A 26,516-nucleotide genomic window follows, 5' to 3' on the forward strand; every position below is an offset into this window, starting at 1 on the left:
CCTTTTTTTTGTATTTTTATACTGGATTTTTGTATAAAAATTGTTAGAGTTAGGCGTTATCTAAATTTTTGAGTGTTATGTTAAGCGTTATCAAAAACCTAATAGGTCAGCTATTTCAACCTAAACAACTAATGTTGCGTCAGAACGGCAGAGTGTCATTGTTGACGGTGCCAACTTGGCTACAAATCACTTTAACATTGAGTGTTTTTGCAACTTTGGTTTGGCTTGGTTTCGCAACCGCTCAATATTTCAAACAAAAAAATGGACTATCCCAATTAAACGATTCAGTTGTCCTAAAAGAACAAGCATGGCAGTCTCAAAAAGCCGCCCTAGAAGCTAAACTGGCGCAACAGAATACCCGTATTGCACAGCTGGACGCGCAGCATTCTGTTTTAAATGAGCTGATGGCTTCACTGCCCAGTACAATAACAGAAGACGTTGAAGCTCACCTCAATACACCGGTAGAACAAACCGACTCAACACAGCCCGCTGCTCAGGAACATGAGCATGGTGATGACTTTGAGCAACATGCCATTGAGCTAGACGGTGCGCAGTCCAAACTGCTGAATCAGCTACATGGACTCATCTCTAGACGAAATCAAGTATTAATCACCAGTATGCAAGAGGCAGGGATCCAAGCGCAAACGTCAACACAAGCGCAAGGTGGTCCTTATCATCAAGTTCAAAGTGGTTTACTCCCGAATGCGTATATACAAGCAATTGATAGCTCAGTGAAGTTAAACCAGTTAGAAAATTTAGTTCAGACACTACCCAAAAGCATGCCAGTAAAAGAAGATAAGTATTATATCTCAAGTACTTTTGGTTACAGAAAAGACCCAATAACGGGGAGACGCGCCTATCACAAAGGGGTCGATCTCGCTGGTTGGCATAAAACTCAGATAATCGCCCCCGCTGATGGAACAGTCACTCGAGCCGGTAAAAATGGTGGCTACGGCAAGTTTATAGAAATACAACATGCCAATGGCGTTATGACCCGTTACGGCCATTTACATACTATAAAAGTCAAAAAAGGGCAGCTGATTAAGCAGTCTGATGTTATAGCTTTAATGGGCAGCACAGGAAGAAGTACTAGTACACACTTGCACTATGAGGTATTACAGGATAAAAAGCATATTAACCCTGTTAAACTTGCAAGAGTACTGGAACGTGTTCAATAAACTTAAAAATAATAAATCTTCTACGTTATACGTGGCAATGATCTCTCCCAACACCCAAGTCATTGGTGATGTCAAATGCGATGGTGAAATCCAAGTTGATGGTACGATTACCGGTAACTTGGAAGTTGAGCACTTGGTCATTGGCGAGCACGGCACCATTGAAGGGAATATTAAAGCAACGCAAGTCGAGGTAAAAGGTACGGTTAATGGTTGTATTACAGCTCAACAGGTTCGCTTAGAGCCCTCTGCAAAAGTACATGGTGATATTATCCACGATACGCTCAGTATAGAAGCTGGCGCACACATAGAAGGCCAGCTTAAACATAATACCGACCTCTCGAACGTCACCTCCATTGAGCAGCAAGAGCACGCTTAGCTTTTTTCAGTAATGTACATGGTGATGTCGGCGTGAAACACTTTTACGCCGTCATTATTGAATACCTCTACGGGTACAATCAAATCTTCTTTGTCTTGCCATTCGCGAGGCATTGGGATGGTTGCGTGTGCCTTTAAGTCTGAATCCGCTTTTTTAAGATACTGCACTGTCATTCCCTTAGGTATCCACCGATGTGTATGATTTGGCACCGTCGCATCTGTCACAACGCCAGCACATAGCTCAGCAAGATTGCATTGTGCAATTGCATGGACGGTACCGATATGATTGTGAACTGCACGGCGATTTGGCATTTCTGCACAAATACGACCGCAGCTTAAGTGCGTCACCTTTGGCTTTATGGTGGCAAAATAGGGCGCTCTTTTACATATTGCTTTACTGAATAACCAGTTACCAAAAGGGAGCCACTTAAATTTTTTATATGCTTTTAATAGTGAGCTAGCCATACGCTATCCTGAGTAGTGTTTTAGAACAACCTAACACATCAGACCAGTTAAAACTAGCGTCTATAGGTATGTTTGGCCCGCATGATTAACGCCTTTCGACTCTGTCACGTTCTTAGTGGCAATATCATTTCGATAATTTCTAACAATAAATAAATTATTTTCTGATTTCGGCGTTTTGTCCTGTCTTTTTATTGGATGCGCAATACAATAGCGTCGAAAAGGAGACACCATGCAACACCGTACCAGCAAATCATTAATTTTTATCCTCGCCTTGCTCGTCATTTTTTGTCCGCTAGGCATCGATCTTTACCTTCCTGCGTTCGTTGATATGCAAAGCGCGTTGTCTGTCAGTGAAGCAAAAATACAACAAACGGTCAGTGTTTACATGCTTGCCGTTGGCATAGGCCAACTTATCGCAGGACCACTGGCGGACAAATATGGCCGAAAACCAGTTGCGCTTGTGGGCATTGCACTATTCATCATTGGTGCTGTCGTCGCATCATTCGCGCAATCTTGGGAGTGGGTTATGATAGCCCGAGTACTTCAAGGCCTCGGCGCGTGTGCGACATTTGTCAGCGCATTTGCCATTGTAAGAGACAGCTTTGGCCACAAAGGCAGTGGCCAAATGATCACGTATTTAAATGGTATTGTGTGTTTTATACCCGCACTAGCCCCGATTTTGGGCGCATGGCTGACCGTCGAATTTGGCTGGCGCAGTAACTTTGTATTTTTGAGTATATTTGCTGCGCTAGGCTCTGTCATGATCTTTCTACTATTTAAAGAAACCAAACCTGACGATTCAATTTATCAGGGCCACATTTTAGACTTACGCCGCTTTTTACCTATGCTGAACAGTGCTAAATTTATGTTCAATGCGTCAATTACAATGGTGTGCATGTCTGCCATGTTGGTTTTTGTTGTCGGTGCACCAGGTTGGATCATGAGTCACTTAGACAGACCCATGTCTGATTTTACTTTATGGTTTGCCATCAATGCATCAATCAGTATTGTATCGAGCTTTATCGCACCGCAATTTATCAAACGAAACAGCCGACGGGCACTTCAGTTTGGATTGACACTATTCTGTGGTGCTGGTTTCATGACATTCTTACTGCCTCAAACCGAAGTCATCACTTACATGCTGCCAATGTACATGGCTTCAATAGGGTTTGCATTTACCTTAGGCGCCGCAGCTGGGAACGCACTTGCTGAATTTCCTAAACAAGCGGGTACTGCATCAGCATTGATAGGGTTAATGCAAATGAGTGGCGCAGGGGTATTAGCCGTGGCGACACAGCCACTTGGCCTCATTGCACCATGGCAGTTAGCACTGCACCTCGTCATGGCAACGCCATTTTTAATCTTATTGTTTTCGAGGTATCGCCATTCATTGCACAGCACGGCTTAATATAAATAACCCAATTCAGTCGTAAAAATGTCATAGAGTGAAGGCATACTGCTCACCATTCGCTGTTTAGCTGATATCTAAAAAGCGTTTGACTTCTTTTAGCATTGTTTAGAGCAATAGACTCAAGATCCCCCAACCTTGATATGCGGGTTTAAAACCCCGCATAGTTTTTATTATTTGCAATAAAGCATTTTCAAATTTTTGTTAACCCATTACACTAACGTCGAAGTCAAAAAAAGAACAATATGCCATGCTAAACCCCGAATACTTGTTTTCTTTTGCTGTAGCAAGTCTTGTTATTGCAGTTGCCCCAGGCCCGTCAAATGCTTTTTTAATGGCACAAACCTTTACCAATGGGAGAACCGCAGGAATGCAAAGTGCGCTTGGGTTTGCATTGGGTGGAGTAGTGCACACATTATTTGCTGTTATTGGCCTGTCAGCAATCCTCAAAGCATCCGAGACGGCTTACACGGCGGTTCAGTATTTAGGGGCTGCGTATCTTGCATATCTGGGTGTCATGACACTCAAGGATACCTTTGGTAAACCTTCGAAAGAAGCACAGCAAGACGCAGAGATTGAGGCAGATAAACCAAATAAAAATGTGACGTTGCAAGCGATGATGACCGAAGTACTCAATCCTAAAGTGGCACTATTCTTTATCGCATTTATTCCACAATTTGTTGATACCACTTTGGTGGTTTCAACAACATTACAACTCGCTTTATTTGGTCTGCTCTACCCTATTTTAGCTTTTCCCATAGACTGTGCATATGTATATGGAGGAGATAAAATCGCAGGATATTTTAGAGCACATCCACAGGCTCCGCTTTGGATAGACAGAATTTCGGGTGCCATATTTATTGCACTGGCAGTAAACCTCCTCTTATAGAAGGGCTCGCTTATGGAACAGAAACATTCAACGATTCCAGCCAAAAAACACATTGCTTTAGTCGCGCATGACGGAAAAAAGCAAACTTTAGTGACCTGGTGTGCCAATCACATAGACATACTGTATAACCACCGTTTATCTGCCACTGGTACAACGGGTAATTTAATCGAGGCCAAAACAGGCTTAAAAGTCATTAAATTACTCAGCGGTCCCATGGGCGGTGACCAACAACTTGGCGCCCAAATAGCACAACAAGATATCGATATGCTGATTTTCTTCTGGGACCCACTCTCATCCCAACCGCACGACCCTGATGTCAAAGCATTGTTGCGCCTTGCCGCTGTTTGGAATATTCCCGTTGCATGCAATGAGGCCACAGCAGATATGCTACTGACCTCCACTTTTATGGATAGCGAGCTGCCGAGACAGCAACCCGATTACGAAGCCTACCTAAAAAATCGACTCAGTTAGCGATAAATGCGCTCAGCCCACTTAGTCAAACCGGCCGTAACACTGCCGAAGTTATCGCCATTTAGCATTGGGATAGTACCCAATGCTTCGCGTAACGCTTGCTTTAACAACGGCGACTGAGCACTTCCTCCCGTCAAATATATAGCATCCGGTTTGACGGCTGCATCTGAGATTGCTTGCTGAGCTAAATGCGTAATTTGGGACAAACTGCTGTGCACTGACTCTTCAAGCTCAGAAACTCTGACTTGCTGCATTAGCTGTGTTTCGATAAATGACAAATCGGCACTACACTCAAGGTGTTCACTCAATGCGATTTTCGCAAGCTCTGCTTGTCTGACAAATTGATGCGTCATTTTGTTTTCATGGATCACTTGTAGGCGCGCTAGCTTTTTCGCTTCTTTTACATCGCGTAGCATCGTCACCAACTCTCGGCCAAAAGCAGGACTATAAAAATCACTTTGCATTTGAATGTCGTTAATTTTACAGGCTTGCCAAAATATTTGGTGTGGCAGTGGTAACCCTGATTTAAACTCGTTACCCAAACCACATATCGGCATTAACTGATGAAAAGCTAACGCGATATCTAAGTCATTGCCTCCAATACGCTTGCCTGTGTGGGCTAAGAAATCACCGCTACGATCCTGCTTGTTTCTAAAACTAGGCCCCATTTGAACAAAAGAGCAATCACTCGTTCCCCCGCCAATGTCAACGACCAAAACTTTCTGGTCCTGTTGTAAATTAGACTCAAAGTCGATACCCGCAGCCAACGGCTCATACAAGAACTCTACCTCTTTAAACCCTGCTCGGTGCGCAGCTGTCGTCAGAATATCAATGGCCTGACGATTACTGTCTTCTCCTCCAACGGCTTGAAAGTTGACGGGGCGGCCAATAACAGTATGAGTCAACGTTTTACCGAGTTGACGCTCTGCTCTGCGCTTTAGTTCAATAATCATCGCACTCGCGATGTCTTCAAAAAATGCGATTTGCTCTGGTTTCAGGCCAATGGCACCAAAGAAGGATTTGGGAGATTTCACAAAATATCCTTCTTCAGGCATAGAAATATATTCTTCGATTGCTTCTTGCCCTACGAAAACACCGCTTTCCGTGCTGTCTAAATCTAGGTCAGTGCGAGCAAATTGGGCACTTTTGAGGATTCCAGCCCTCGCGGTACGATATGCTGCCTGATTGTTACCATCTAACTCCCTTGCAACAAGGTCAGATATCAAAGAGTTGTGAAGCGCATATAAGGTAGACGGTAAGTAATGTTTACCTTGCTCCAATGGAATGAGATCAACCACATTATTTTGCATGACACCCATTGCACAATTTGAACTACCATAATCAAAACCAACGACCATTGTCACAACCTTACATCTGCTTGGAAAAAGGTCGCGAATTTAACACAGCCAGCACATAAAAAAAAGGTCAACAGGTATAATATACGAATGCTACAACGGTTCTCTGACTCTCAAAAAACTCGCGAATCTCGGTTTGCCATATTTGGTCTTACCTTGATATTGAAAAGTGACAGTACTGCCGATTGGGGGCGGTGAGTGACGCTCCTGATCACTAAACCCCGTGCCGAGGTTAAACATCACACCTGAGGCCATACGAACTTTAAGGGCGCCCATCATCCCTTTAAACTTACCCTTGCCGGGTAAGTGTGCAATGACCACCGCTTCGGCATCAAATTTAGGCTTATATTTGAGGAGGTGAGCAGTTCTACCATGTTGGTGCTCTGCATATTTATCATGTAGCATCACCCCTTCCCCACCGCGAGCCAAAACCTGTTGATAAAAGGAGTCCAATTCGGATTTGCTTTCAAAGCTGTGCTGCGTAACAGCTTTTATGTGCATACTCGGTAAGTGTGAGATGAGCTTTTTATATCTTTGATAACGCACTTCAAAAGGCACTGCTGTATCTGGAGCATCAAAAACAAGGTATTCTACCTGTTGCCAATTTTCATGATTTGGTACCTTCCTACGGATCAAACTACTGACAAATGCAAAGTTGTTGTACCCTGCCCACAATTCTCCGTCTAACCAGCGATTGGGTAGGGCTGCGGTAAACCAATGGGGTGCGTGAATGAGGTGACCGCCGCGAGTTATTAGCTGTTGGCCATCCCAGATAGCCCTCACGCCATCATACTTCTCACTAACTAAATAATGACTGACAGGCTGTTGTTGTGTGTACACTTTGGCAAGCTGGATGTGAGGAACTTGTTTGGCTGATAAAGGTGATGTTACAACGGTGAATAAGAAGGCGATAAGCCAAATGATATGAAGTTTCATGCTACTTTCCTTTGCAGATAAAAAACGTATATCCAACCTCAAAAGTAGCACTTTTAGCGCATTTGTACAGACTAATCGTTTGCTGTTATCACTTCATAAGCGGCTTCTAAATTGGCGCAGAGCCATGTCGCTTTTGAAAAGTCTTGTTGCTGTGAATGTTGATGAGGTATCACAATCGTTCTTACCTCTGCGTCAACGGCAGATGTTAAACCGGTATGAGAGTCCTCTAATGCAATCGCTTGCTGTGCATTTATATTTAAGTCGTTCAGAGCCTTTAGGTAGGGTTCTGCGTGGGGTTTAGGATGCTGTACATCATCTTTGCAAACAACACTATCGAACAGCTCAAGCAAATCATAGTGTAACAAGACAGGTATGGCTTCTGCGCGCGTACTCCCAGTAACGAGGGCAAGCTTAAACCGTGTTGCGCAGCGTGCCAACACATCCCGAGCATGGGGCATTAAAATTGGCTTATGTGATTTCGCAGTTTCTATAAATTGCAGATTTTTTTTCTGCGCAAGTACATTCGCTGTCTCAGGTAAAGAATAACGTTGCTGTAAAATATGCCCAGTTTTAACGGTGGGCACACCTGAAAACTCATTACAAAAAGTCAGCTCATCAATAAACACTTGAAATGGTTTTAAAACTTCGCACCAGCTCAAGTAGTGAAGTGTTTCTGAATCTACTAACGTCCCATCAAAATCAAATAATAACGCTTGTATCTCCATAAACACTCCTTATCAATTAATGCACTATTCGCCTTTTAGCGCAGATGGCGGTTCAGCATAAGCCTCTTCACCCGTTTCAACTTCCACCAGCTCGTAGCCACGTTGCTTCCTTACGACTTTTAACACCGGTTTTTCGAAGGCTGACTTCAGTCTATCTGAGTCTGCTTGTAACTCTTCTATGGTATGTCCAAAAGGAGCTGCGCCAGTCTCTGACCAATTTGTTACTTTTCCGTTGATGTTATACTCAACTTCATGAATCTGGTATAGCGCTGACTCATTGTCTTTGCCTTCACAATAAATCACACGATAGTTCCAAAATCCAGACATATTTTACTCCTCTTACTGAATACTACGCTGCGACTGTACCAACTAATTTGGACAGTTGCATTAAAGAAATAAAAAACCCGCGTTATTTAATCAATAACACGGGTTTATAAGGGTTTATTTCACTTTCACTAATTAGAAAAAGCGAACCTTGAACTCAGCACCAATGAAGCGCTCTTCATTCAACATACCCGTGTTATTGTTGAAGTCTACACCACCGATCACAACTTGCTCATCAAACAAGTTACGTACAAATGCTGACACTTCATATTCGTTGTCACCTGATGCCCATGCATAGCCTGCTCTCACACCGGTTTCAAACAGCGCTTCACCTTCAAATTCAACTGACTCATACAAGAAGAAGTTGATTTTGCTACGGTAAGACGTGTCTGCGTATACAAAGAAGTCGCCATTTTCAAGCTCTTTGGTATATCGTAACGTCGCATTTGCAATCCACTCTGGCGCATGAGGTAAGCTGTTACCGTCTAGGTTATAAAGACCAGCGTCATTCTTTGTGTTTGTGATCGTACACTGAGCGCAGCCTTGAATCGCTAGGCTTGGATCGTCAATTTCTGTTTTGTTATAGCTCAAGTTGAATGTCGCATTGAGTTCGTCAGTAAGCACCCACTCAGTATCTAACTCAAAACCGTAGCCAGTTGTTTTATCAGCATTAACTAAGCGGTTAAAGTTTGCACCACCACCCACAGCGGTTAACTGTTGGTCATCCATCTGATAGTAGAAAACAGTACCATTCACACGACCTTGTCCGTCTAATACATCTGACTTAATACCAAACTCGATTGAGTTCGTTGTCTCTGACTCAGCAACCGTTACTTCATCACCAAATAGGATACGCCCCTGCACACTAGGCGCACGGAAACCATTTGCCAAACGTGCGAACAAGTTAACATCATCAGTAAGTTTGTATGTCGCACTTAAGTCCCAGCTTACATGACTGTCGCTAGGGTTAGCAGTGCCAACGATCGAATCAGCAGCACCTACAGGGCTCTTAGTACGCTCTGCACGGAATTCTTTCTCATCGTCAGAATAACGTAGGCCTAAAGTGACATCTAACTTATCAGAAACCGAATAATCAAATGAACCGAAGATTGCCCATGCAGAAGTTTCTTGATTTTGAACAGCATAACCATTTTGCAGACCGTAGTTACCCGCAGCGGTATCGTACGCTAACGTATCGAAGCTGAAGCTTTCGATCGTCATTTCTTCATCAAACAAGAACACACCAACCTGGTAATTGAAGTCACCAGAATAGTTACTCGACAAACGTAGCTCTTGCGTGTACTGATCGTGATTCGGCAACGCATCCGCCGTTTCAGACGGGAAGAAGATTACACCTGGGCCTTGTGCAGGTAAAAACGCAGCACCATAGCCGCCATCAACGTCAGCTCGAGAATAGATTTCTGCGCTTTCCCACGCAGTGATAGACGTCACTGTGTGCTCAGCAAGATCCCACTCCAGTTTTAAACTCACACCCTGCGTTTCCACTTGCTGTGTTGCACGAGAAGATGCATCGTGGAATACAACATCATTATCATACGCAGGGTTGATGTTGTTTGAACCTTTCTCAATTAAATTTGCACGGAAAGGAATTGGACGACCATCTAGGTCACGAACGTGGTAGTTCAGTAGACCGGTGAAGTCATCACCTTCATATAAGAATTGGATACGCGCAGCTTTTTCGCTATAACCGCCTAATGATTCATCTTTTGCGAACTCATTGGTTACACCTTCTGGTGAACGCACATCAATGTAATCTGGTTGTTCTTGCCATAAAACAGATACACGCGTAGAGATTCTGTCCGTTAGACCTGTGCCAACAGCTCCTTCAAAGTCAACAGACTCGCGGCTACCGTAAGCAACTGATGCATAGCCATCAAACTCTTGGCTTGGCTTTACAGAATCAAATTTAACTAGACCGGCTGGCGTATTACGACCAAATAATGTGCCCTGTGGACCACGTAACACTTCGATACGTTCAATATCAAATACAGGGAAACCTTTTAGAATGGGGTTTTCTTGAACCACTTCGTCTACAACCAAAGAAACTGGTTGAGATGCGTTTAGATCGAAGTCGGTATTACCAAGACCGCGGACATAAAAGCGCGGGAATGTACGTCCAAACGAAGATTCTACCGATAAGCTCGGGATCTTTGCGTTCATAAAGCGGATATCCATACCAGCTGAACTGTAGGCGTCTAAATTGTCGCCTTGTAATGCAGACACTGAAACTGGCACTTCTTGTGCGTTTTCAACACGTTTACGTGCGGTGATTTGAATCACTTCCAGTTGATTACTTTTTGCTTGCTCTTCTTCAGCAAGTGTAGTGAATGAAGTACCTGCCACAGCAGAGAACAACGTTGCATTAATTAAAGTTGCTAACGTAGATCTTTTCATTGCTTTCATGTTGGTTTTTGACCTTTTTTATGCACTCTTTGAGTTCAACGGTAAATTGGGCGCCGTTTCACATTGGCTATGGCGTTCAATTTTGCGCGTCAATGACAAACAACGCGGACCTCATTATCGAGAGTGCAAAGCGAAAAAACGAGGCTGAACGCAACGGGCGTAATTATAGCAGCATAATTTAAAAATGCTTCAAATAAACTCATAAATTACACACATTTTTACAACGTTCGACGACGTTAGGCCAAACTTTACAACTTTTAGCAACAAAAAGCGGACATTTGTCCTTATAAAAAAATAAATATTGTGGTCACGAAATGGCTTTTTACCTATTCTCTAAACAAAAGATCAATATTCTATTGATGTTTCAAAAACAGCTAAATTATGCACTAAAGGCGTAACCTAGCAGAAATTTAATTTTTACCGATTCCCATCGCCCAAAATGGTAACCGGTGTCATGAAAGCAGATGCATTTTATCTAAGCCTTTACAGCTAAGGGAGGACATTAGACCGCTTATAAGGATCATAATCCAAGCACCTATCAGTGGACTATGTCGGTTTAAATAAGTTCAATTGAAAAGTGGATTTGGCAAAAATAATTGCAATGTAACTCGGGTATCTACACCTAAGTTCATTCTAAGTATATGTAAAAAGGTAGACACTCGTATCCTCTGGCAAGCAAGTGTCACGCACGAAAATTTAAACTTTAGGCGAGTGCATACCAATATATGATGCTTTATGTGTCGCAGGGTCATAGTGTATTTCAGCGATACTTGCAGTCCCAAATATAGGCATTTCACCGGGGACTAACTGATCAACCATGTAACTGACAATAGGCATATGTGCCACAACCAGCCAAGACTCTATTGTGTCGTTCATACTGAGTAACGTTTCGATGTAATCCACCGCGAAAGAGGCACTACCGCTGGGCACGATATCTGTACACGTTTCCTCAAACATAAACTGATTATGGCGTTTTACTTCAAACGCAGTTTGCTGGGCACGCTGATATGGACTCACTAGCAAAGCCTGAGGCTGATGATGCTCTTGTAACCATTGCCCCATTTCGAGAGCCTGTGCTTGCCCTCTTCCAGTTAACAAACGACCGGCATCATCTGCTTGCATTGGCCCGGCTTCGCCATGGCGCATAATCAATAAGGTTTTCATAGCTCTCCGAAAAGTATCGAAATTTTTATCTTTATCAGTAGTAAACCTAGTTATTTGTCCGCTATATTAAAACAAAAGATTCATAACTGTTAGTAATTTACGTAATCGACAGACTATCTCACTTATTTATATATCGGCGGCGCACATTTGAAATTAAGTAACAATGATAATAAACAATATAAGCACCTGACACTGGACAATGGTCTTAAGGTACTACTTGTTAACGATCCGAGCAGTGAGAAGTCTGCATCCTCATTGGCAATAAATATAGGCCACTTTGACGATCCTATCGATCGACAAGGTATGGCGCATTTTATTGAGCATATGTTGTTTTTGGGTACAGAGCAATACCCCAATCGCGGCGAGTTCTCGCAGGTCATCAGTCAATTTGGTGGAAACTCTAATGCTTGGACTGCCACAGAGCATACTTGCTACTTTTTTGATGTTCGCGCTGAAAAGTTTGATGAAGTACTGCCACGTTTTGCTGACTTTTTTATCGCACCGCTTTTTGAAGAATCAGCCCTATATGATGAACGAAATGCCATCGACTCTGAATTTAACCTAAAAGTCAAAGACGATAACAGACGCATTATTCAAGTTCACAAAGAAACCGTAAACCCAGCTCATCCATTTACAAAGTTTTCTGTCGGAAATCACGACACACTCGGTGATAAATCGCGAAGTATTCGTGATGAAGTGGTCTCATTTTATCAAACTCACTATCAAGCACAATGGATGACCCTTGTTTTAGCGGGTCCTCAACCCTTAGCTGTGTTAACACAATTGGCGTATGAGCACTTTAGTGCAATATCTGGCTCAGGGGTAGAGAAACCGCCCATTGCAGTCCCCTTATACAGGCAGCAAGACCTAGGACTGTTACTTCACATTAAACCGCGGAAACATTTACAAAAACTCATTGTCAGCTTCGCTATGCCGGATATCGAAGATCTTTATCGATACAAGAGTTTAAGCTTTTTAGCCCATTTATTAGGGTATGAAGGCGATGGTTCCTTATATGCCATTTTAAAGAAAAATGGTTGGATCAATGCGCTATCAGCCGGTGGGGGCATAAATGGGAGTAACTTCAAAGACTTTAATGTCAGCTTTGCACTGACTGATACCGGCATTGAATACTACGAAGATATTGTAGAGATGTTGTTTGAATACATTTGTTTGATTAAAGACAAAAAAGCCGCTTTGCCTTCGCTATATCAGGATAAAAAGCGTTTGTTGGAGCTGGCTTTCGATAATCAAGAGGTCAATAAACTGATCGACTGGGTGAGTAATGTCAGTGTTAACATGCATCATTATGACGAGCAGAATGTCTTGTATGGCGACTATTGTATGGAAGGCTTCAATGAAGCGTTGCATGAGCAACTATTGGGATATTTGTCGCCCCATAACATGCGCCTTATCATGATTCACCCTAGTGCAACACACGAATCCGAAATCATAAATAAAAAAGCACAATGGTACAACACCCCCTATCAAGTCGAGCAGATCAGTGCCGATTGGTTACAAGCACTTGCCAATATTCAGGCTCCCTTACCTGAAATGCTATTGCCTAATGTCAACCCTTATCTAGCACACGATAACGAACTCTTTGAAGTGGAATCGACAGATAAAGTGCCAACTCAACTCAAAGACAAGCCTGGGTTTGAGTTTTGGTTTAAACAAGATGCTACATTTCGTGTCACCAAAGGCCATTTTTACTTAGAGTTAGATTCTGAAATCTCGATTGCCGATCACAAAACCATGGCACTCACACGGCTGTTTGCGGATCTATTTATGGATAGTGTTGCTGAACAGTTTTATTCCGCAGAGCTTGCCGGGCTTAGCTACCATTTAACGTCTCATCAAGGAGGCTTAACACTGCATACTGCGGGCCTATCAGCTTGCCAATTGAAACTGGCTTCGCAATTGGTTGAAGCCTTACAAAAGCAGCCTATCAGTGCCACTCGATTTGCAGAATATAAAAAACAACTCATCCGCCATTGGAAAAATCATAATAAAAACAAACCTGTTAGTGAACTTTTTAGCCTTCTTGGTGCCAAGCTCATGCCGTGGAACCCCACGCCGGAGGCACTTGCCAAAGCGCTAAAGAACGTTTGTTTCAACGAATTTAATACGTTCCGCGCAACGTTCTTTAATTCAATTCATGCAAAGGCATTTTTACATGGCAACTGGCAAAAAAGACATGCAAAAGCCATTCAACAGCAGCTCCTGTGTAACTTTGCATCGAGTGAAATATTAGAAGATTTGAAAAAACCGCTTAATACAATTCAAACGTCGAGTGTTGAGCAATACACGAAAGAGAGCAGCGAACATGCTTTTGTCCACTATATTCAAGCTCCCTCACAAAATGTTGACGACAAAATAAAAATTATGGCGTTTAATCAATTGATAAGTCAACATTACTTTGAACAATTGCGAACGCAGCGACAGCTCGGATACTTAGTCGGCGCTGGCTATGCACCGTTCAACACCAGAGCCGGTATCGCGTTTTATATACAATCGCCAAAGTTCACCAGCGCCGAATTGCTCGCACATCACAATAGTTTCATTGCAGACTTTGTGGCGCACATAGACCAGTTAGAACAAACACAATGGGAAGATGTCAAATCGGGGCTTAAATCACAAATTGCAGAGAAAGATAAGAACCTTCGGTTACGTTCACAACGATTTTGGGTTGCCATAGGCAATGATGATCACGCTTTTTCAATGCAAGAACAACTATTGAAAAGTTTGCAATCTCTGACGTTTCAACAGCTCAAGCAATTCATCATGCATGTCACTGCACCTGACTTCCCAAGTATTACACTCCAAATGAATTAGTGCCCCGCGCGGCATAGAACCACGCGACATAAAACCGCAGGTTTTATGTCGCTATCACTTCAGTTTGATTACATTCGTGTATTTTTCTTGCATCAAATGACAGAGATTTTGACATCTAGCTGACTCTTTTCACGTTTCATCAATTATGCTTTGACTCAGACAGGTTGTTTAGATTAGATTAGGGGTGAATACAGCTAACTCTTGCACTATGGTACATAAAAAAAACATAAGCATATTATCGGCTCTTATCGCCCTTCTTATTCTGAGTACCTCAGTTCATGCGCATCCATATGTAGAGCCTATATTAGATAACCCTACGCCTTTTATAACGGTGGCCCTCGTGGCATTTGCGCCATTTGTCGTGTTGCTGATATTAAATCGTCGAGCTTCTCGTTCATTGTCGAACTTGCGAATGTCTGAAAAGTGGCTGAAAAGTACCGTTGAAGGCAGCGGCGATACATTGTGGGATTGGAACATTCAATCTGGTGAAATCATTCGTATCAATGATAAATACGCACTGAATGAGGCCAAATGCGAACACTTTATTCCCAATGCAAGTCGGATCCACCCGCAAGATATCCCGCTGGTAGAAAAACAACTTAAACTTCACTTTGCTGAAAAAACGGCCTTTTTTGAGGCTTCATATCGATTAAAAGACAACTTAAACCAATACCATTGGGTCCTAGACAAAGGCAAAGTCATCAGCAAAGACGACAATTTAAACCCTTTGAGAATGACAGGCACAGTCAGAGACATCAATCACTTAAAAAGTACTGAAGAACGCCTAAACCTCTTTGCTAAATGCGTTGAGTCTCTGACAGATGCCATCGCCATTTATGACAACCACTTTAAATTAGTTGACCTAAACCCTAGCTACTTGAGAATTTTTGGTGGTAAGCGCGCCCAATATCTTAATTCCGACTTTCAACTGCCAGGTTACGACAGCCGTTTTATTAGACAAATAAAATCAGCACTAAAAGAAACCGAACATTGGCAAGAAGAGCTTAAAATTTATAATCAACAAGGTCTAATGCTTCCTATCGAAGTCACGATTGACGAAATCAAAAACAGTCATGGTCATATCACGAATTACGTGGTCGTGTTTTCTGATTTAACCGAAAGGAAAAAGGCTGAGTCGCAGCTTCACAACCTATCTAACCGGGACCGCATTACCGGCTTACCTAACCGGAATCTCTTTTTTACCAATTTGAAAAAGCTTTCCCAACAAGGCACTCACCATGCGTTGTTGGTATTTGATTTAGATAACTTTAAAAAAATAAACGACTCTTTAGGCCACCAGCTCGGCGACAGTCTGTTATCCAAATTGGCTATGAGACTAAACAAGTTATGTAGGCAGCAAGATACATTCTACCGTTTGGGGGGAGACGAGTTTGCCTTAGTGATGTCTGGCACAAATGACATACACACGATAACCAAAGTGGCTAAACAGTTTTTGGCGGCCATCGCTACTCCTTTCAAAATGGCCAACCATGAACTGGTGATCACTTCTTCTGTCGGTATTGTACTTTTCCCAGAAGACGGAAATACACCCGAAATACTGCTGAAAAATGCAGATACAGCAATGTATCATGCAAAACAAAAAGGTAATCACTACCTATTCTTCAATGACTCTATGAATGAACAAGCAGTAAAACGCCTGCAAATAGAAAATTTAATGCGGTTTGGTCTAAAGGAAGATCATTTTGTTGTGTATTATCAGCCTAAAATGGATATTCGTACAGGCAAGTTGGTTGGTATGGAGGCCTTAGTACGCTTTATAACGCCTAAAAAAGGAATTATTAGCCCTGGCGTCTTTATTCCTATCGCTGAAGAAACTGGCCAAATCATTGAAATTGGTGAAGTTGTACTGGATAAAGCCTGTAAAGATGTCAAGCGATGGGTCGACGAAGGTCTATTTAATGGACGTGTGGCCGTGAATCTTTCGGCAAAACAATTCAGCTTACCTGACCTCACAGCTCGCATCGATATTATCTTGCAAAAAAATCAACTACCTTCTTATTTTTTAGAGCTAGAAATCACCGAAGGCACAGTAATGGATGACCCTCAAGAAGCAATTTCAATTATGCGCTCACTGAGCTCTCGCGGAATACATTTGGCAATGGATGATTTTGGTACGGGGTATTCGTCTTTGGCTTATCTAAAGCAATTCCCACTGAACACATTAAAAGTAGATAAAGCCTTCATTGACGACATGGCCAGTGAGCGAGGGCGTAATATGGTCGATTCCATTGTAACGATTGCACACAACCTAGATCTACATGTTGTGGCGGAAGGCGTAGAAGAAGAAGCACAATTGTCACTGCTCAAGCAATTAGATTGCCAAACACTACAAGGGTATTACTACTCTAAACCACTTTCGAGTGAAGAATTCGAGCGTTTTTTAAAGGCTGAAACAGAGCAAAAGCCAAGTCTTCAATTAGTAAACTAAACCCCAATAAAATACGGCTCTTTTCAACCAGAAACCTTGAGAATATGACACGTATAACACGAAAAGCTTGAGAAACCTCCCCACTGAACAAATCCCAACCAACCCAGTACAAATTCCAAGCAAACCGTCGTATTTTAGAGTGAAAATCACCCAAAACGACATAAATTGTTGCAAAATTTTGTATTATTTAATTTAATACCAGCCTTGAAGATACAAGTATTTGCGGGTATTTAGTACTTAAAATAGGTATTTCGACATAGAGTTTTAGAAAACTCTATAAGAAACAACTTTTTAGAAATTTAGCAATGACTAATTCGTTGTCGTTGCCAGTCTTCCCGACTTTTATCATGACGGGCATTATCGTCGCATTGGCTATTCGCCTGTGAAATTAATGTTTGGTAAAGTGACAGAAGCGCCAAGAGCAACGTAAAGCCTATCTTTGTAAAACTAAATAGTGCATTGGCTAATACTAAGCTAAAGTTAGTAGTAAGTAGTCAACGCAGTACTTGTTAGATCATTTGGTCATGGTGTAGTTTGCAGCTGGACCGTTTTGTGTAGTGTGTTTTTTACACACTTGAGATGATTTAATGTATATAAACGCGAACTAATTAAAGTCTTGAATATTCACTTGACTAACCAACGGTTTTTCAAAGGATTGTGAAAATAACGTATTTGAGTAAACCGGGTCAGTGAATTTTTATACACTTATTAGGCTTGCACACCGCATCAAGAATGTGCAAAAAAGCTGACATATTACAGAAATCTCTCAATAGCTGCTAAAATTAGCCCCATGTTGTATTAATTAATATAGTTTTTTCAAGGACACGGGCTATGGATCAGAAGAGTGTACATACATATTTACAGGCAAAGCCTGGAACCTTTATTACTAAACCGTTTGCGCAAGAGGTAGACGTTTATAAAGTGCAACATAAGATGTTTGCGACCCTTTATGAAGGTAAAGAAGGTCAAACAAATGCGAATGGGGAACCCATTTGGTGGTTGAATTTAAAATGTGACCCTGATGAAGCTTTGTTACTTCGTGACAAATATTCGTCAATTGTTCCTGGGTATCACATGAACAAACGTCTTTGGAATACCATCGTACTAGATGGTAGCATCCCGGAAGATGAGCTGAGAAAGCTGATTGATGACTCCTACAACATTGTTGTGGACAATCTCCCAACAGCACAACGTGAAGAGTTAGCACGTATCACCACAGGTGATAATTAATTGGCCTCCCTCGCACCTTGTGCGAGGGCCATTTAACTGCTCAATTTAGCCCCCCTCTATTTCAAAACCTCTCCCTTTCTCTTCCTGAAACTTTTATGACTGTCATGCTTTCGTAAAACCGCTGTGATTCACTCCTTTTCGACAATTTTTGCTTTTAGGAGAAATCAAATAATGAATAAACTAATACTACCCTTGGCACTTTCTACATTACTCATTGGTTGTGCACTGGAGGGAGATGATGGATCAGATGGCAAAGATGGTGCAACAGGTGAACAAGGACAAGTTGGTCAAACAGGACCGGCGGGCGAAAAAGGCAATACAGGTGCGCAAGGACAAGTTGGTGAATCAGGGCAATCCGCAACTGTACAATTAGTACCCACACTAGTCGGACGTGCCGTTTTAAATGCGCAAAGCCCAGAAGGCGCGGCTGAAATTGTGGCATACCATGCACAAAGTCAACGTATCTTTGCGCTCAATAGTTCCGCATCCCCTGCGACAATTGAAATCATTGGCCTCGCACAGATGGATACAGAAGCGCTAGCGAAAAACCCAGAGGGTGTCGTTACAAACACCAACTTAGAAAGTAGTAAAACGATTCAACTGAGTGAATTTGAGACAGGAGACGCAAACAGCTTATCAATTCACAATAACCTATTGGCCGTGGCCGTAGCAAAGGATACAGGCCAAGCTGGTAAAATCCTCTTTTTTGATATTGCACAGGATAATCCACAATTTATAAAGTCGGTCACCGTCGGTGATTTGCCGGATATGGTAACTTTTACACCCGACGGCAGCAAAGTGGTTGTCGCCAATGAAGGGGAGCCTAAAAGTGATTACAGCATTGATCCCGAGGGGAGTATCGCGATCATCGATATCATCAATAACCAAATTGCTGACTCCGCAACCCTGCTCAACTTCAACGCTTTTGATGACCAACAAGCAACACTTGAAGCACAAGGTGTAATCTTCGCTAACCCGACGGGTAGAACAATTAAAGGGAAGACGATAAACACGAGCGTCTCAATGGACCTTGAGCCTGAATACGTATCCGTGAGTAAAGATGGGCGCTATGCCTATGTCTCACTTCAGGAAAACAATGCACTCGCCATCGTAGACCTTGAGACAAATGCGCTTACTGTAAAAGGGCTTGGGTTTAAAGATTGGAGCAACTGGACGCTCGACGCTTCCGATAAAGACGATATGATTAACTTTGCCTCTTACCCTGGACTATATGGTATGTACCAGCCAGACTCTATTGCGACCTATCAATGGCAAGGCGCTAACTTTATTGTCTCTGCCAATGAGGGGGACGGACGAGAATACTTCTTTGACTCTCAGGATGAAACCTCTTGCCTTGCTGAGGGTGGAATCGAGTTTGACAAAGATGATGGCTGTTTAGCATATACTGATGAGTCTCGCGCAGAAGATCTCACGTTAGGAAGTACCTTTTCGTATCTGAACAATGATGACCTAGATATTGGCCGTTTAAAGGTGTCTACAGAGCTTGGAGATACAAATAACGACAATCAATATGAAGAGCTCTATACATATGGCGCACGTTCGTTCTCAATCTGGGATCATAATGGACATAGGATCTATGATTCGGGGGATGACGTAGGCAAGATCACAGCGGCTATTCACGGTGAAGCATTTAACAACGATGAAGATGAAAACTCAGGCGACACGCGCTCTGATGCCAAAGGTGCTGAACCTGAAGCGCTTGCTATTGGTAATATCGGTGATCGTACCTATGCATTTATTGGTTTGGAGCGAATGGGTGGTATTTTAGTGTATGACGTGACCAACCCATTTGATGTCAAGATGAATACCTACATGATCAATCGTGGCTTACAAAAAGACGCTGACATCAGCGGTGATCTTGCACCTGAAGGCATGGTATTTATAGGCGCACAAGACAGTCCTATCGGTACCGCGCTACTGATCGTCGGAAACGAGATTTCTGGTAGTATTTCAGTTTGGTCAATTGCCGAGCAATAACTCCTAAGGCGTTGACATTTAAGCATCGCTGTCTAGGATAAAGGCTAATACATGTGGTAGAAAAATTGGAAGTTTATCATGGATAGTCTCGCAATTATTACCAGCGGCGGCGATGCACCCGGCATGAATGCAGCCATTCGTGCCATCGTGCTGTCTTGCCATAAAAAAGGCATCGAGTGCATTGGCTTTTATCACGGATACAATGGACTCATCGATGATGATTACCAGACGCTCACCCCGGATATGGTCAGGCCAATAATGCAGTATGGAGGCACGATTTTAAAGAGCGCGCGCTGCCCACAAATGCATACCGATGAAGGCGTAAAAAGCGTCGTAAAAACACTACAACGCCATAATATTAAGGCCCTCGTTGTTATTGGTGGAGATGGCTCTTTTCGCGGTATGATGGCACTACAGCCCCATTGGACGGGACGTTTAATTGGTGTACCAGCCACAATAGACAACGACCTAGCTTGCACAGATAGTACAATCGGTTTTTCGACAGCAGTGAACACCGCAACACAAGCTATCGATAAAATTCGAGATACTGCAAATGCATTTGAGCGCGTATTTATTGTTGAAGTCATGGGTAGGCACAGTGGGCATATCGCTTTTAATGTAGGTCTTGCAACAGCCGCCGAAAGTATATTGTCATTTGAAAATTGCCCAGCTCAGGATTTAGCTCAAGTGAAGCAAACACTGATCGAACAAATTCAAACCAAACAACAAAACAACCATAGTAGTTTTGTCATTGTACTTGCTGAAAACCTCTGGCCCGGCGGCCCTCAAGGATTGCAGCAAGCGCTTCATCGTGAAGCACACATTGACAGTGCGGTATGTGTGTTGGGCTACATTCAAAGAGGTGGTAGCCCCTCCACCGAAGACAGGATACTGGCCACTGAACTGGCCATGGAAGCCGTTGAGGCTGCCTTTACAGAGTCAGGGGTAATGATAGGCAAAGAGCAAGGGCGCATAAAGAGAAGTTGTATTATCGGTGCAACTGAGCAAAGTAAGCCCGTAGACCAAGCGATTCACTCGGTCTACAAGCTCTTAACATAGCGATTAGGTGTTGCAATTAATCGTAAATCGTAAACAACTCTGCGTTTAACCATAAATGGACAACAATACTTGCAGCATAGCCAAGCGCAATGACCGGCGTCCACTTTAAGTGACCAAAAAATGTGTAGTATCCTCGCGCCTGCCCCATCAGAGCAACACCCGCAGCAGATCCTATTGACAATAAACTGCCCCCCACACCTGCTGTCAAGGTAATTAACAACCATTGGCCATGTGACATATCTGGCTGCATTGATAACACCGCAAACATAACTGGAATATTATCGATGACAGCTGAAATCACACCTAAGAACACATTGGCACCTGTAGTAGACCAACCGCCGTACAGTACATGAGACATCAAATTTAGATAGCCAAGAAACCCAAGTCCGCCTACACACATGACAATCCCGTAAAAGAAAAGTAGCGTATCCCACTCTGCTCGAGAAACTTTGCTAAAAACGTCGAACGGCACAACACTTCCCAATTTCTTGAGTCGCTCTTTGTCCCCCTCACGTTCCGCCATCGCCATTTTTCGCGCCAAAGAACCAGGTAATGTCACACGTAGGAAATAACCAAAAAACTGTAGGTACCCAAGTCCCATCATCATGCCTAGCACTGGTGGTAAATGCAGTAAGCTGTGGCACATGACTGCTGTTGCCACTGTTAGTAAAAACAAAGTTAAAATGCGTAGCGCTCCGCGTTTGAGCTCAACCACTTCGCAGCTCGAGTTGGGCTTTTTATCAGCAACAAAAAAGCTCATGATGGCTGCTGGTACAACATAATTGGCTACGGCAGGAATCAGTAACACAAAAAACTCGTTGAACTTTACCATGCCCGCTTGCCACACCATTAATGTTGTGATGTCTCCAAAAGGGCTAAAAGCGCCACCCGCATTTGCAGCAACCACAATATTGATGCAACTTAAGTTAATGAACTTTTTATCCCCCTCGGCGACTTTCATTACTACCGCACACATTAATAACGCCGTCGTTAAGTTATCTGCTATTGGCGAAATGAAAAATGAAAGAAAACCCGTTAGCCAAAATAATGCCTTATAACTGAATTCCTTGCGGACCATCCATGTGCGTAGTGCATCAAACAGCCGACGCTCTTCCAAGGCATTGATATACGTCATTGCCACCAATAAGAACAACATCAGTTCGGCAAATTCAAGGAGGTTATGTCGAAACGCATGCTCGGTCGCTTCAGGCATACCTTGCTCAACATAGTAAGCCCCAATCAGTATCCAAATCAGACCAGCAGCAACTAAAACGGGCTTGGATTTTCGCATATGCAGTTTTTCTTCAAGCATAACAAGGGTGTATGCCACCACGAATATGGCAATGCAAATAAACCCAAGCGTATTGGCGGTTAAATCGAGTTGAGAAGTAGAAGCAAACGCTGAAAAACTCATTCCCAGCAAGCAGAAAAATAGCAGGCAAATTATCCCTACATGTTTCATTTCAAGGCTTTTCCTAAATAAGTGAGCACATCTTCGCCAAAAGGTAACACACTTTTTACACCCGTGGCATTGTACACAAGTCTACATTTACAGTTATTTTACGATATGGCATGTAAAAGACTGATATCTGGTACTACAAGGCATATCTATACTTAAGATAAATGGCGTTTATGAAGAATGTGTGAGTATGTGATAGGCATCGCTATCAATTGAACTCAGGGTGGACATATCACGAGGGAAAACGAAAGTTAAGTTACCAGCCACTGGTAACTTAACCCTTGAAAAGCGGTGAGATTAGTCTTGTCGGCTCATACGATCCAAAGTGAGGATCAATATCAAGCCACCCACAGCCAGTGTTATACAGATCAATAGCTGAGGATCTTGGCCTGTTAGCTGAGTAAATTCCATCGGCGAGATATTCTTTTGCATCAATGGCTTTTCAACACCGCTAGAATTCACATAGGTAGACACAACTTGTTTCCATGGCCACAACATATTTAAAGAACCAATCAGAAACCCTGAAAGTACTGCAAACGTCACTTGTTCATACTGGCTCAACAACCACGACAAAAACCTCGAGAACATCAGTAAACCACAAATACAACCAAGTAAGAACAAGCCGACTAACATCACTTCTTTATTGTTGATAGCACTCAGTACGTGACCATACATGCCTAACAACAATAAAATAAAGCTGCCAGAAATGCCGGGTAAGATCATTGCGCACACGGCTATACTGCCAGCCACAAAATATAACCAAGGTTGTGCTTGCGCCTCTGCCGGACTAAGAGAAGTAATTACATAAGCAATAACAGCACCTAAAATACAACTCACAATATGCTTTATCTGCCAACGCTCTACTTTTTTGGCAATATATACAAACGATGCGATTATCAAGCCAAAGAAAAAGGACCAGACCAGTTGCTGATGGTGCTCAAGTAAATAAGTTATCAGTTTTGCTAACGACAACGCGCTAGTGAACAAGCCGCCAAATACTGCGAGTAAAAAGCTACCATCGACATGCGCCCAAGCGTCTTTGAATTGCCCTTTAAACACCATTTTCAAAGCGTCTAAATCAACACTTTTAATTGCCGCTAATAGACGCGTATAAATCCCCGTTATAAACGCGATTGTGCCACCAGAAACACCTGGTACAACATCTGCTGCGCCCATACCTGCGCCTTTAAAAAACAACCATAAATAATCACGTTTGCTATTTGTCGTATTTGACACTGATATACCTCCAATCCTATCAACACGTTCAAGTGTATCAAATTACCTTGTTAAATTGCTAAAGTTCATTGACTTGCCGTCGATACTTTACAGTATACGCGTCGATAAAAAGTGAATGACAATGAAAGCCCTGCCATTACCCGTCTCTTATTTTCTATGTTGCCTAACCCTAGTCATCAATTCGGCATCAACATTGGCAGTTGAGCATATTGCGCCTATTGCAAAAGCAGACATTATCCAATCGGACCTTGACTACTGGTTTGCCAGCGATTCATTTATCACGATTAAAGATGACGAAAGAGAAATCCCCGTACTCTTTTCAGAGTACATGAGTAACTATAAACGCGGTATTATCGTGATGCTGCCAGGGGTTGATCAGAGCCCCATTCAAGGTAATGGGTTGAGTTATTTACGTGAAGCCTTAAACGACGACGGTTACGATACCTATGTAATTCCGTCTCCTGACTTTAACTATGGCCCAGATTTAATGAAAGATGCCATTGCTGGCAATGACGTTGAAGTTGAGAAGAATAACCCCACTAAGCGCGCTCTTGTGAGTGATTCTGCCCTCAATGAGTATAAGGCCGAGTTGGTTGCAAGATTTTCAGCTTTGTATAAAACACTGGCGCTTCGCGATAGCGAGCATATCGCGATTCTTGCATTTGGCAATAGCGCAGGACTGATCACCGAGTATCTTGCTACTCTGCCAAATATCCGAGTCGACGCACTTATCACCGTCAGTGCACAGCTCGCCAACCCTGATAGAAATAAGCATCTGCCAGCCAGCTTATCCTTAGTCAGCCCAGCACTCTTAGATGTGTACTATTCTTATGATAATCCAGCCGTACTGCATACAATTAAAGACCGGCGCAGGTGGGCCAAACGAAACAGTAAATACGATTACCGTCAAAGACAACTGTTTGGGCAACATACACAAGAACGTCAACATCAGAGGCTAAGAAAAGAACTATCAGGCTTCCTACGTCAGCTATGAGTGAATAGCTACTTCTTTTTCAAAACCTCATAAGCAGCTTGTATATTTTGTGACTTGGCTTTGGCAATTTCCATCATGTGTTCCGGTAACCCTTGCGACACTAACTTGTCTGGGTGATGTTGCGCCATGAGCTTTCTGTAGGCACGCTTAATGTCTTTGTCACTGGCCCCTTGATCCAATCCCAACACAGCAAGCGCTTGTGATGCAGACACGGCTTGCGACGGTGCAGAAGCCTGCGAGTGCTGCTGATATTGTCGCCCATGCTGGTTAGCATGCGCTTGTTGCTGAGATTGCCATTGAGCACGTTGCTGCCTGAATTTAAATTCAGCCTGATAACGTTTAAGAATAAAACGAAAATGCTTTTCACCGATACCTAAGTATTTACTTACCAACTTTAAAAGCGCCAGCTCTTGGGCCGCTAGATGCCCATCAGAAAACGCCATTTGAATTTGGATTTCCAAAAACAACTGCAATAAATCGTATCGTCTAGCAAATGCTTCTTTGAAGTCACTGACGGATTCTTTGATAGAAAACTCTGCGCTTTTCCCAGCATTGAACGCACTTTGTGCCTCTTTTCGTTCATCTCCATGTAAGCGCATTTCATCCATAAATGCTGACGCAGCTTGAATATGAATTTCACTCACACGCCCATTAGACTTGGCGATATGGCCCATAACTGAAAAACAACTAGAGAAAAACAGCGCTTGTCGCTCATTTAAGTCATCTCCATTGAAGAACCCTTGAAAGCCCCCTGCTTTATCAAAATCCTGCTTGAGACTTTTATCGAATAAGTGCCCTAAATAAAAGCCTAATATGGCGCCAAGCCACTTACCAAACAAAAATCCAAAGCCTGCGCCTAACAACTTACCCCACATGATTGGACTCCATATTTTGGTTGATTTGAGTTAATCGCTCAGGCGTCCCGATGTCATGCCAAACACCGAGGTATAATTCACTAGACACTTTGTGAGCGCCAATGCCGCTGCGCAACATTGGGCCCAGAGGGACTTTGCCAGCTGCCACATCAACGAAAAAGCTTTTGTGATACAGGCCAATACCTGAAAAAGTGTACTTTTGTTGGTTGCTAGGCTGATGTACAAGCGCAAAATCTCCTAGCGGATTATGCTCTGGATTCTCAACTAAAACTATGTGGGCTTCGCCCTCTAATAATTGCAACTGACTCAACGCATGTACGTCATAGTCAGTAAAGATATCCCCATTGATCACGACAAACGTATCATCCTTTTGGCACAACGCGGGCAGAGCTTTGGCAATACCTCCCGCAGTTTCTAATCCACCCTCTGGTTCATAACTATACTCAATGTGCATGCCAAACTGCTCACCACTTCCTAACGTCTGCTCAATCAGATGCCCCTGCCATGCAAGGTTGATAACCACGTCATTGATACCCGCTTCTTTTAACCTTTCAAGGTGGTACACGATTAGGGGTTTTCCTAAGACCTCAAGAAGAGGCTTTGGTCTATCCGCGGTTAATGGCATCATACGCTGACCTCGACCAGCCGCTAAAATCATCGCTTTCAT

The 26,516-nt window shown here is 42.9% G+C and carries 22 protein-coding genes; 11 read left to right on the top strand and 11 right to left on the bottom strand.

All coding sequences use genetic code 11. The features are described 5' to 3' along the window. Window positions 1-77: 77 nt before the first annotated feature. A complete protein-coding gene (locus L1286_RS10305; RefSeq protein ID WP_235406870.1) occupies window positions 78-1,178 on the top strand; it encodes a M23 family metallopeptidase in 1,101 nt (366 codons plus the stop codon). Beyond that, the gene (locus tag L1286_RS10310) at window positions 1,168-1,554 is read left to right on the top strand and encodes a bactofilin family protein (RefSeq protein ID WP_235406871.1); all 387 of its coding nucleotides are present in this window, start codon (window positions 1,168-1,170) and stop codon (window positions 1,552-1,554) included. The genes L1286_RS10305 and L1286_RS10310 overlap by 11 nt, the downstream gene beginning before the upstream one ends. Here L1286_RS10310 and L1286_RS10315 read toward each other — a convergent pair. After that, window positions 1,551-2,018, bottom strand: coding sequence for a hotdog fold domain-containing protein (locus tag L1286_RS10315; RefSeq protein WP_235406873.1), 468 nt, complete (start codon window positions 2,016-2,018; stop codon window positions 1,551-1,553). The two genes, L1286_RS10310 and L1286_RS10315, sit on opposite strands and share 4 nt — an antisense overlap. A gap of 229 nt (window positions 2,019-2,247) precedes the next feature. Between L1286_RS10315 and L1286_RS10320 the strand changes: the two genes are divergently transcribed. The 3 genes from L1286_RS10320 to L1286_RS10330 all read left to right on the top strand — a co-directional run bounded on the left by L1286_RS10320 (window position 2,248) and on the right by L1286_RS10330 (window position 4,786). Next, the gene (locus L1286_RS10320; RefSeq protein ID WP_235406874.1) at window positions 2,248-3,426 is read left to right on the top strand and encodes a multidrug effflux MFS transporter; all 1,179 of its coding nucleotides are present in this window, start codon (window positions 2,248-2,250) and stop codon (window positions 3,424-3,426) included. A 250-nt stretch (window positions 3,427-3,676) separates the two neighbouring features. Next, window positions 3,677-4,315, top strand: a complete 639-nt coding sequence (locus tag L1286_RS10325; protein ID WP_235406876.1) for a LysE family translocator — start codon at window positions 3,677-3,679, stop codon at window positions 4,313-4,315. Between the two features lie 12 nt (window positions 4,316-4,327). Next, on the top strand, window positions 4,328-4,786 hold the full coding sequence (locus tag L1286_RS10330) for a methylglyoxal synthase (RefSeq protein ID WP_235406877.1): 459 nt from the start codon (window positions 4,328-4,330) through the stop codon (window positions 4,784-4,786). Here the strand turns inward: L1286_RS10330 and yegD are convergent. From yegD to sixA, 6 genes are all read right to left on the bottom strand, one after another. Continuing rightward, a complete protein-coding gene (gene yegD, locus L1286_RS10335) occupies window positions 4,783-6,144 on the bottom strand; it encodes a molecular chaperone (RefSeq protein WP_235406878.1) in 1,362 nt (453 codons plus the stop codon). The two genes, L1286_RS10330 and yegD, sit on opposite strands and share 4 nt — an antisense overlap. Window positions 6,145-6,234: 90 nt before the next feature. Next, window positions 6,235-7,077, bottom strand: coding sequence for a DNA ligase (locus L1286_RS10340; protein ID WP_235406880.1), 843 nt, complete (start codon window positions 7,075-7,077; stop codon window positions 6,235-6,237). A 71-nt stretch (window positions 7,078-7,148) separates the two neighbouring features. Then, complete coding sequence (locus tag L1286_RS10345; protein ID WP_235406882.1) at window positions 7,149-7,802, bottom strand: HAD family hydrolase; 654 nt, start codon at window positions 7,800-7,802, stop codon at window positions 7,149-7,151. 24 nt (window positions 7,803-7,826) lie between these two features. Then, window positions 7,827-8,129 (bottom strand): hypothetical protein, encoded by a 303-nt coding sequence (locus L1286_RS10350; protein ID WP_235406884.1) that lies wholly within the window; start codon window positions 8,127-8,129, stop codon window positions 7,827-7,829. Between the two features lie 132 nt (window positions 8,130-8,261). Continuing rightward, complete coding sequence (locus tag L1286_RS10355; protein WP_235406885.1) at window positions 8,262-10,550, bottom strand: TonB-dependent receptor; 2,289 nt, start codon at window positions 10,548-10,550, stop codon at window positions 8,262-8,264. 696 nt (window positions 10,551-11,246) lie between these two features. Beyond that, window positions 11,247-11,714 (bottom strand): phosphohistidine phosphatase SixA, encoded by a 468-nt coding sequence (gene sixA, locus L1286_RS10360; RefSeq protein ID WP_235406886.1) that lies wholly within the window; start codon window positions 11,712-11,714, stop codon window positions 11,247-11,249. A gap of 147 nt (window positions 11,715-11,861) precedes the next feature. Here sixA and L1286_RS10365 point away from each other — a divergent pair, with 147 nt between their 5' ends. The 5 genes from L1286_RS10365 to L1286_RS10385 all read left to right on the top strand — a co-directional run bounded on the left by L1286_RS10365 (window position 11,862) and on the right by L1286_RS10385 (window position 21,285). After that, the gene (locus tag L1286_RS10365) at window positions 11,862-14,549 is read left to right on the top strand and encodes an insulinase family protein (protein WP_235406888.1); all 2,688 of its coding nucleotides are present in this window, start codon (window positions 11,862-11,864) and stop codon (window positions 14,547-14,549) included. 208 nt (window positions 14,550-14,757) lie between these two features. Further along, the gene (locus tag L1286_RS10370) at window positions 14,758-16,998 is read left to right on the top strand and encodes a bifunctional diguanylate cyclase/phosphodiesterase (RefSeq protein ID WP_235406889.1); all 2,241 of its coding nucleotides are present in this window, start codon (window positions 14,758-14,760) and stop codon (window positions 16,996-16,998) included. A gap of 831 nt (window positions 16,999-17,829) precedes the next feature. Further along, complete coding sequence (locus L1286_RS10375; protein ID WP_235406891.1) at window positions 17,830-18,228, top strand: MmcQ/YjbR family DNA-binding protein; 399 nt, start codon at window positions 17,830-17,832, stop codon at window positions 18,226-18,228. 168 nt (window positions 18,229-18,396) lie between these two features. Then, the gene (locus L1286_RS10380) at window positions 18,397-20,226 is read left to right on the top strand and encodes a choice-of-anchor I family protein (RefSeq protein ID WP_235407046.1); all 1,830 of its coding nucleotides are present in this window, start codon (window positions 18,397-18,399) and stop codon (window positions 20,224-20,226) included. A 78-nt stretch (window positions 20,227-20,304) separates the two neighbouring features. Next, complete coding sequence (locus L1286_RS10385; RefSeq protein WP_235406892.1) at window positions 20,305-21,285, top strand: 6-phosphofructokinase; 981 nt, start codon at window positions 20,305-20,307, stop codon at window positions 21,283-21,285. 16 nt (window positions 21,286-21,301) lie between these two features. Here L1286_RS10385 and nhaD read toward each other — a convergent pair whose 3' ends face one another. Together nhaD and L1286_RS10395 are read right to left on the bottom strand one after the other, a co-directional pair. Further along, a complete protein-coding gene (gene nhaD / locus L1286_RS10390) occupies window positions 21,302-22,699 on the bottom strand; it encodes a sodium:proton antiporter NhaD (protein ID WP_442961711.1) in 1,398 nt (465 codons plus the stop codon). Window positions 22,700-23,041: 342 nt separating this feature from the next. Continuing rightward, complete coding sequence (locus L1286_RS10395; RefSeq protein WP_235406895.1) at window positions 23,042-23,980, bottom strand: DUF368 domain-containing protein; 939 nt, start codon at window positions 23,978-23,980, stop codon at window positions 23,042-23,044. A gap of 121 nt (window positions 23,981-24,101) precedes the next feature. Here L1286_RS10395 and L1286_RS10400 point away from each other — a divergent pair, with 121 nt between their 5' ends. Next, window positions 24,102-24,974: a DUF3530 family protein gene (locus L1286_RS10400; protein ID WP_235406897.1), complete on the top strand. Its 873-nt coding sequence runs from the start codon at window positions 24,102-24,104 to the stop codon at window positions 24,972-24,974. 8 nt (window positions 24,975-24,982) lie between these two features. Here L1286_RS10400 and djlA read toward each other — a convergent pair whose 3' ends face one another. Together djlA and murU are read right to left on the bottom strand one after the other, a co-directional pair. Next, window positions 24,983-25,849 (bottom strand): co-chaperone DjlA, encoded by an 867-nt coding sequence (gene djlA, locus L1286_RS10405; protein ID WP_235406898.1) that lies wholly within the window; start codon window positions 25,847-25,849, stop codon window positions 24,983-24,985. Beyond that, window positions 25,839-26,516, bottom strand: a complete 678-nt coding sequence (gene murU, locus L1286_RS10410) for an N-acetylmuramate alpha-1-phosphate uridylyltransferase MurU (protein WP_235406899.1) — start codon at window positions 26,514-26,516, stop codon at window positions 25,839-25,841. The genes djlA and murU overlap by 11 nt, the downstream gene beginning before the upstream one ends.

The organism is Pseudoalteromonas sp. SMS1 (genome assembly GCF_021530565.1).
In the GTDB taxonomy this organism is placed as follows: Bacteria; Pseudomonadota; Gammaproteobacteria; order Enterobacterales; family Alteromonadaceae; genus Pseudoalteromonas.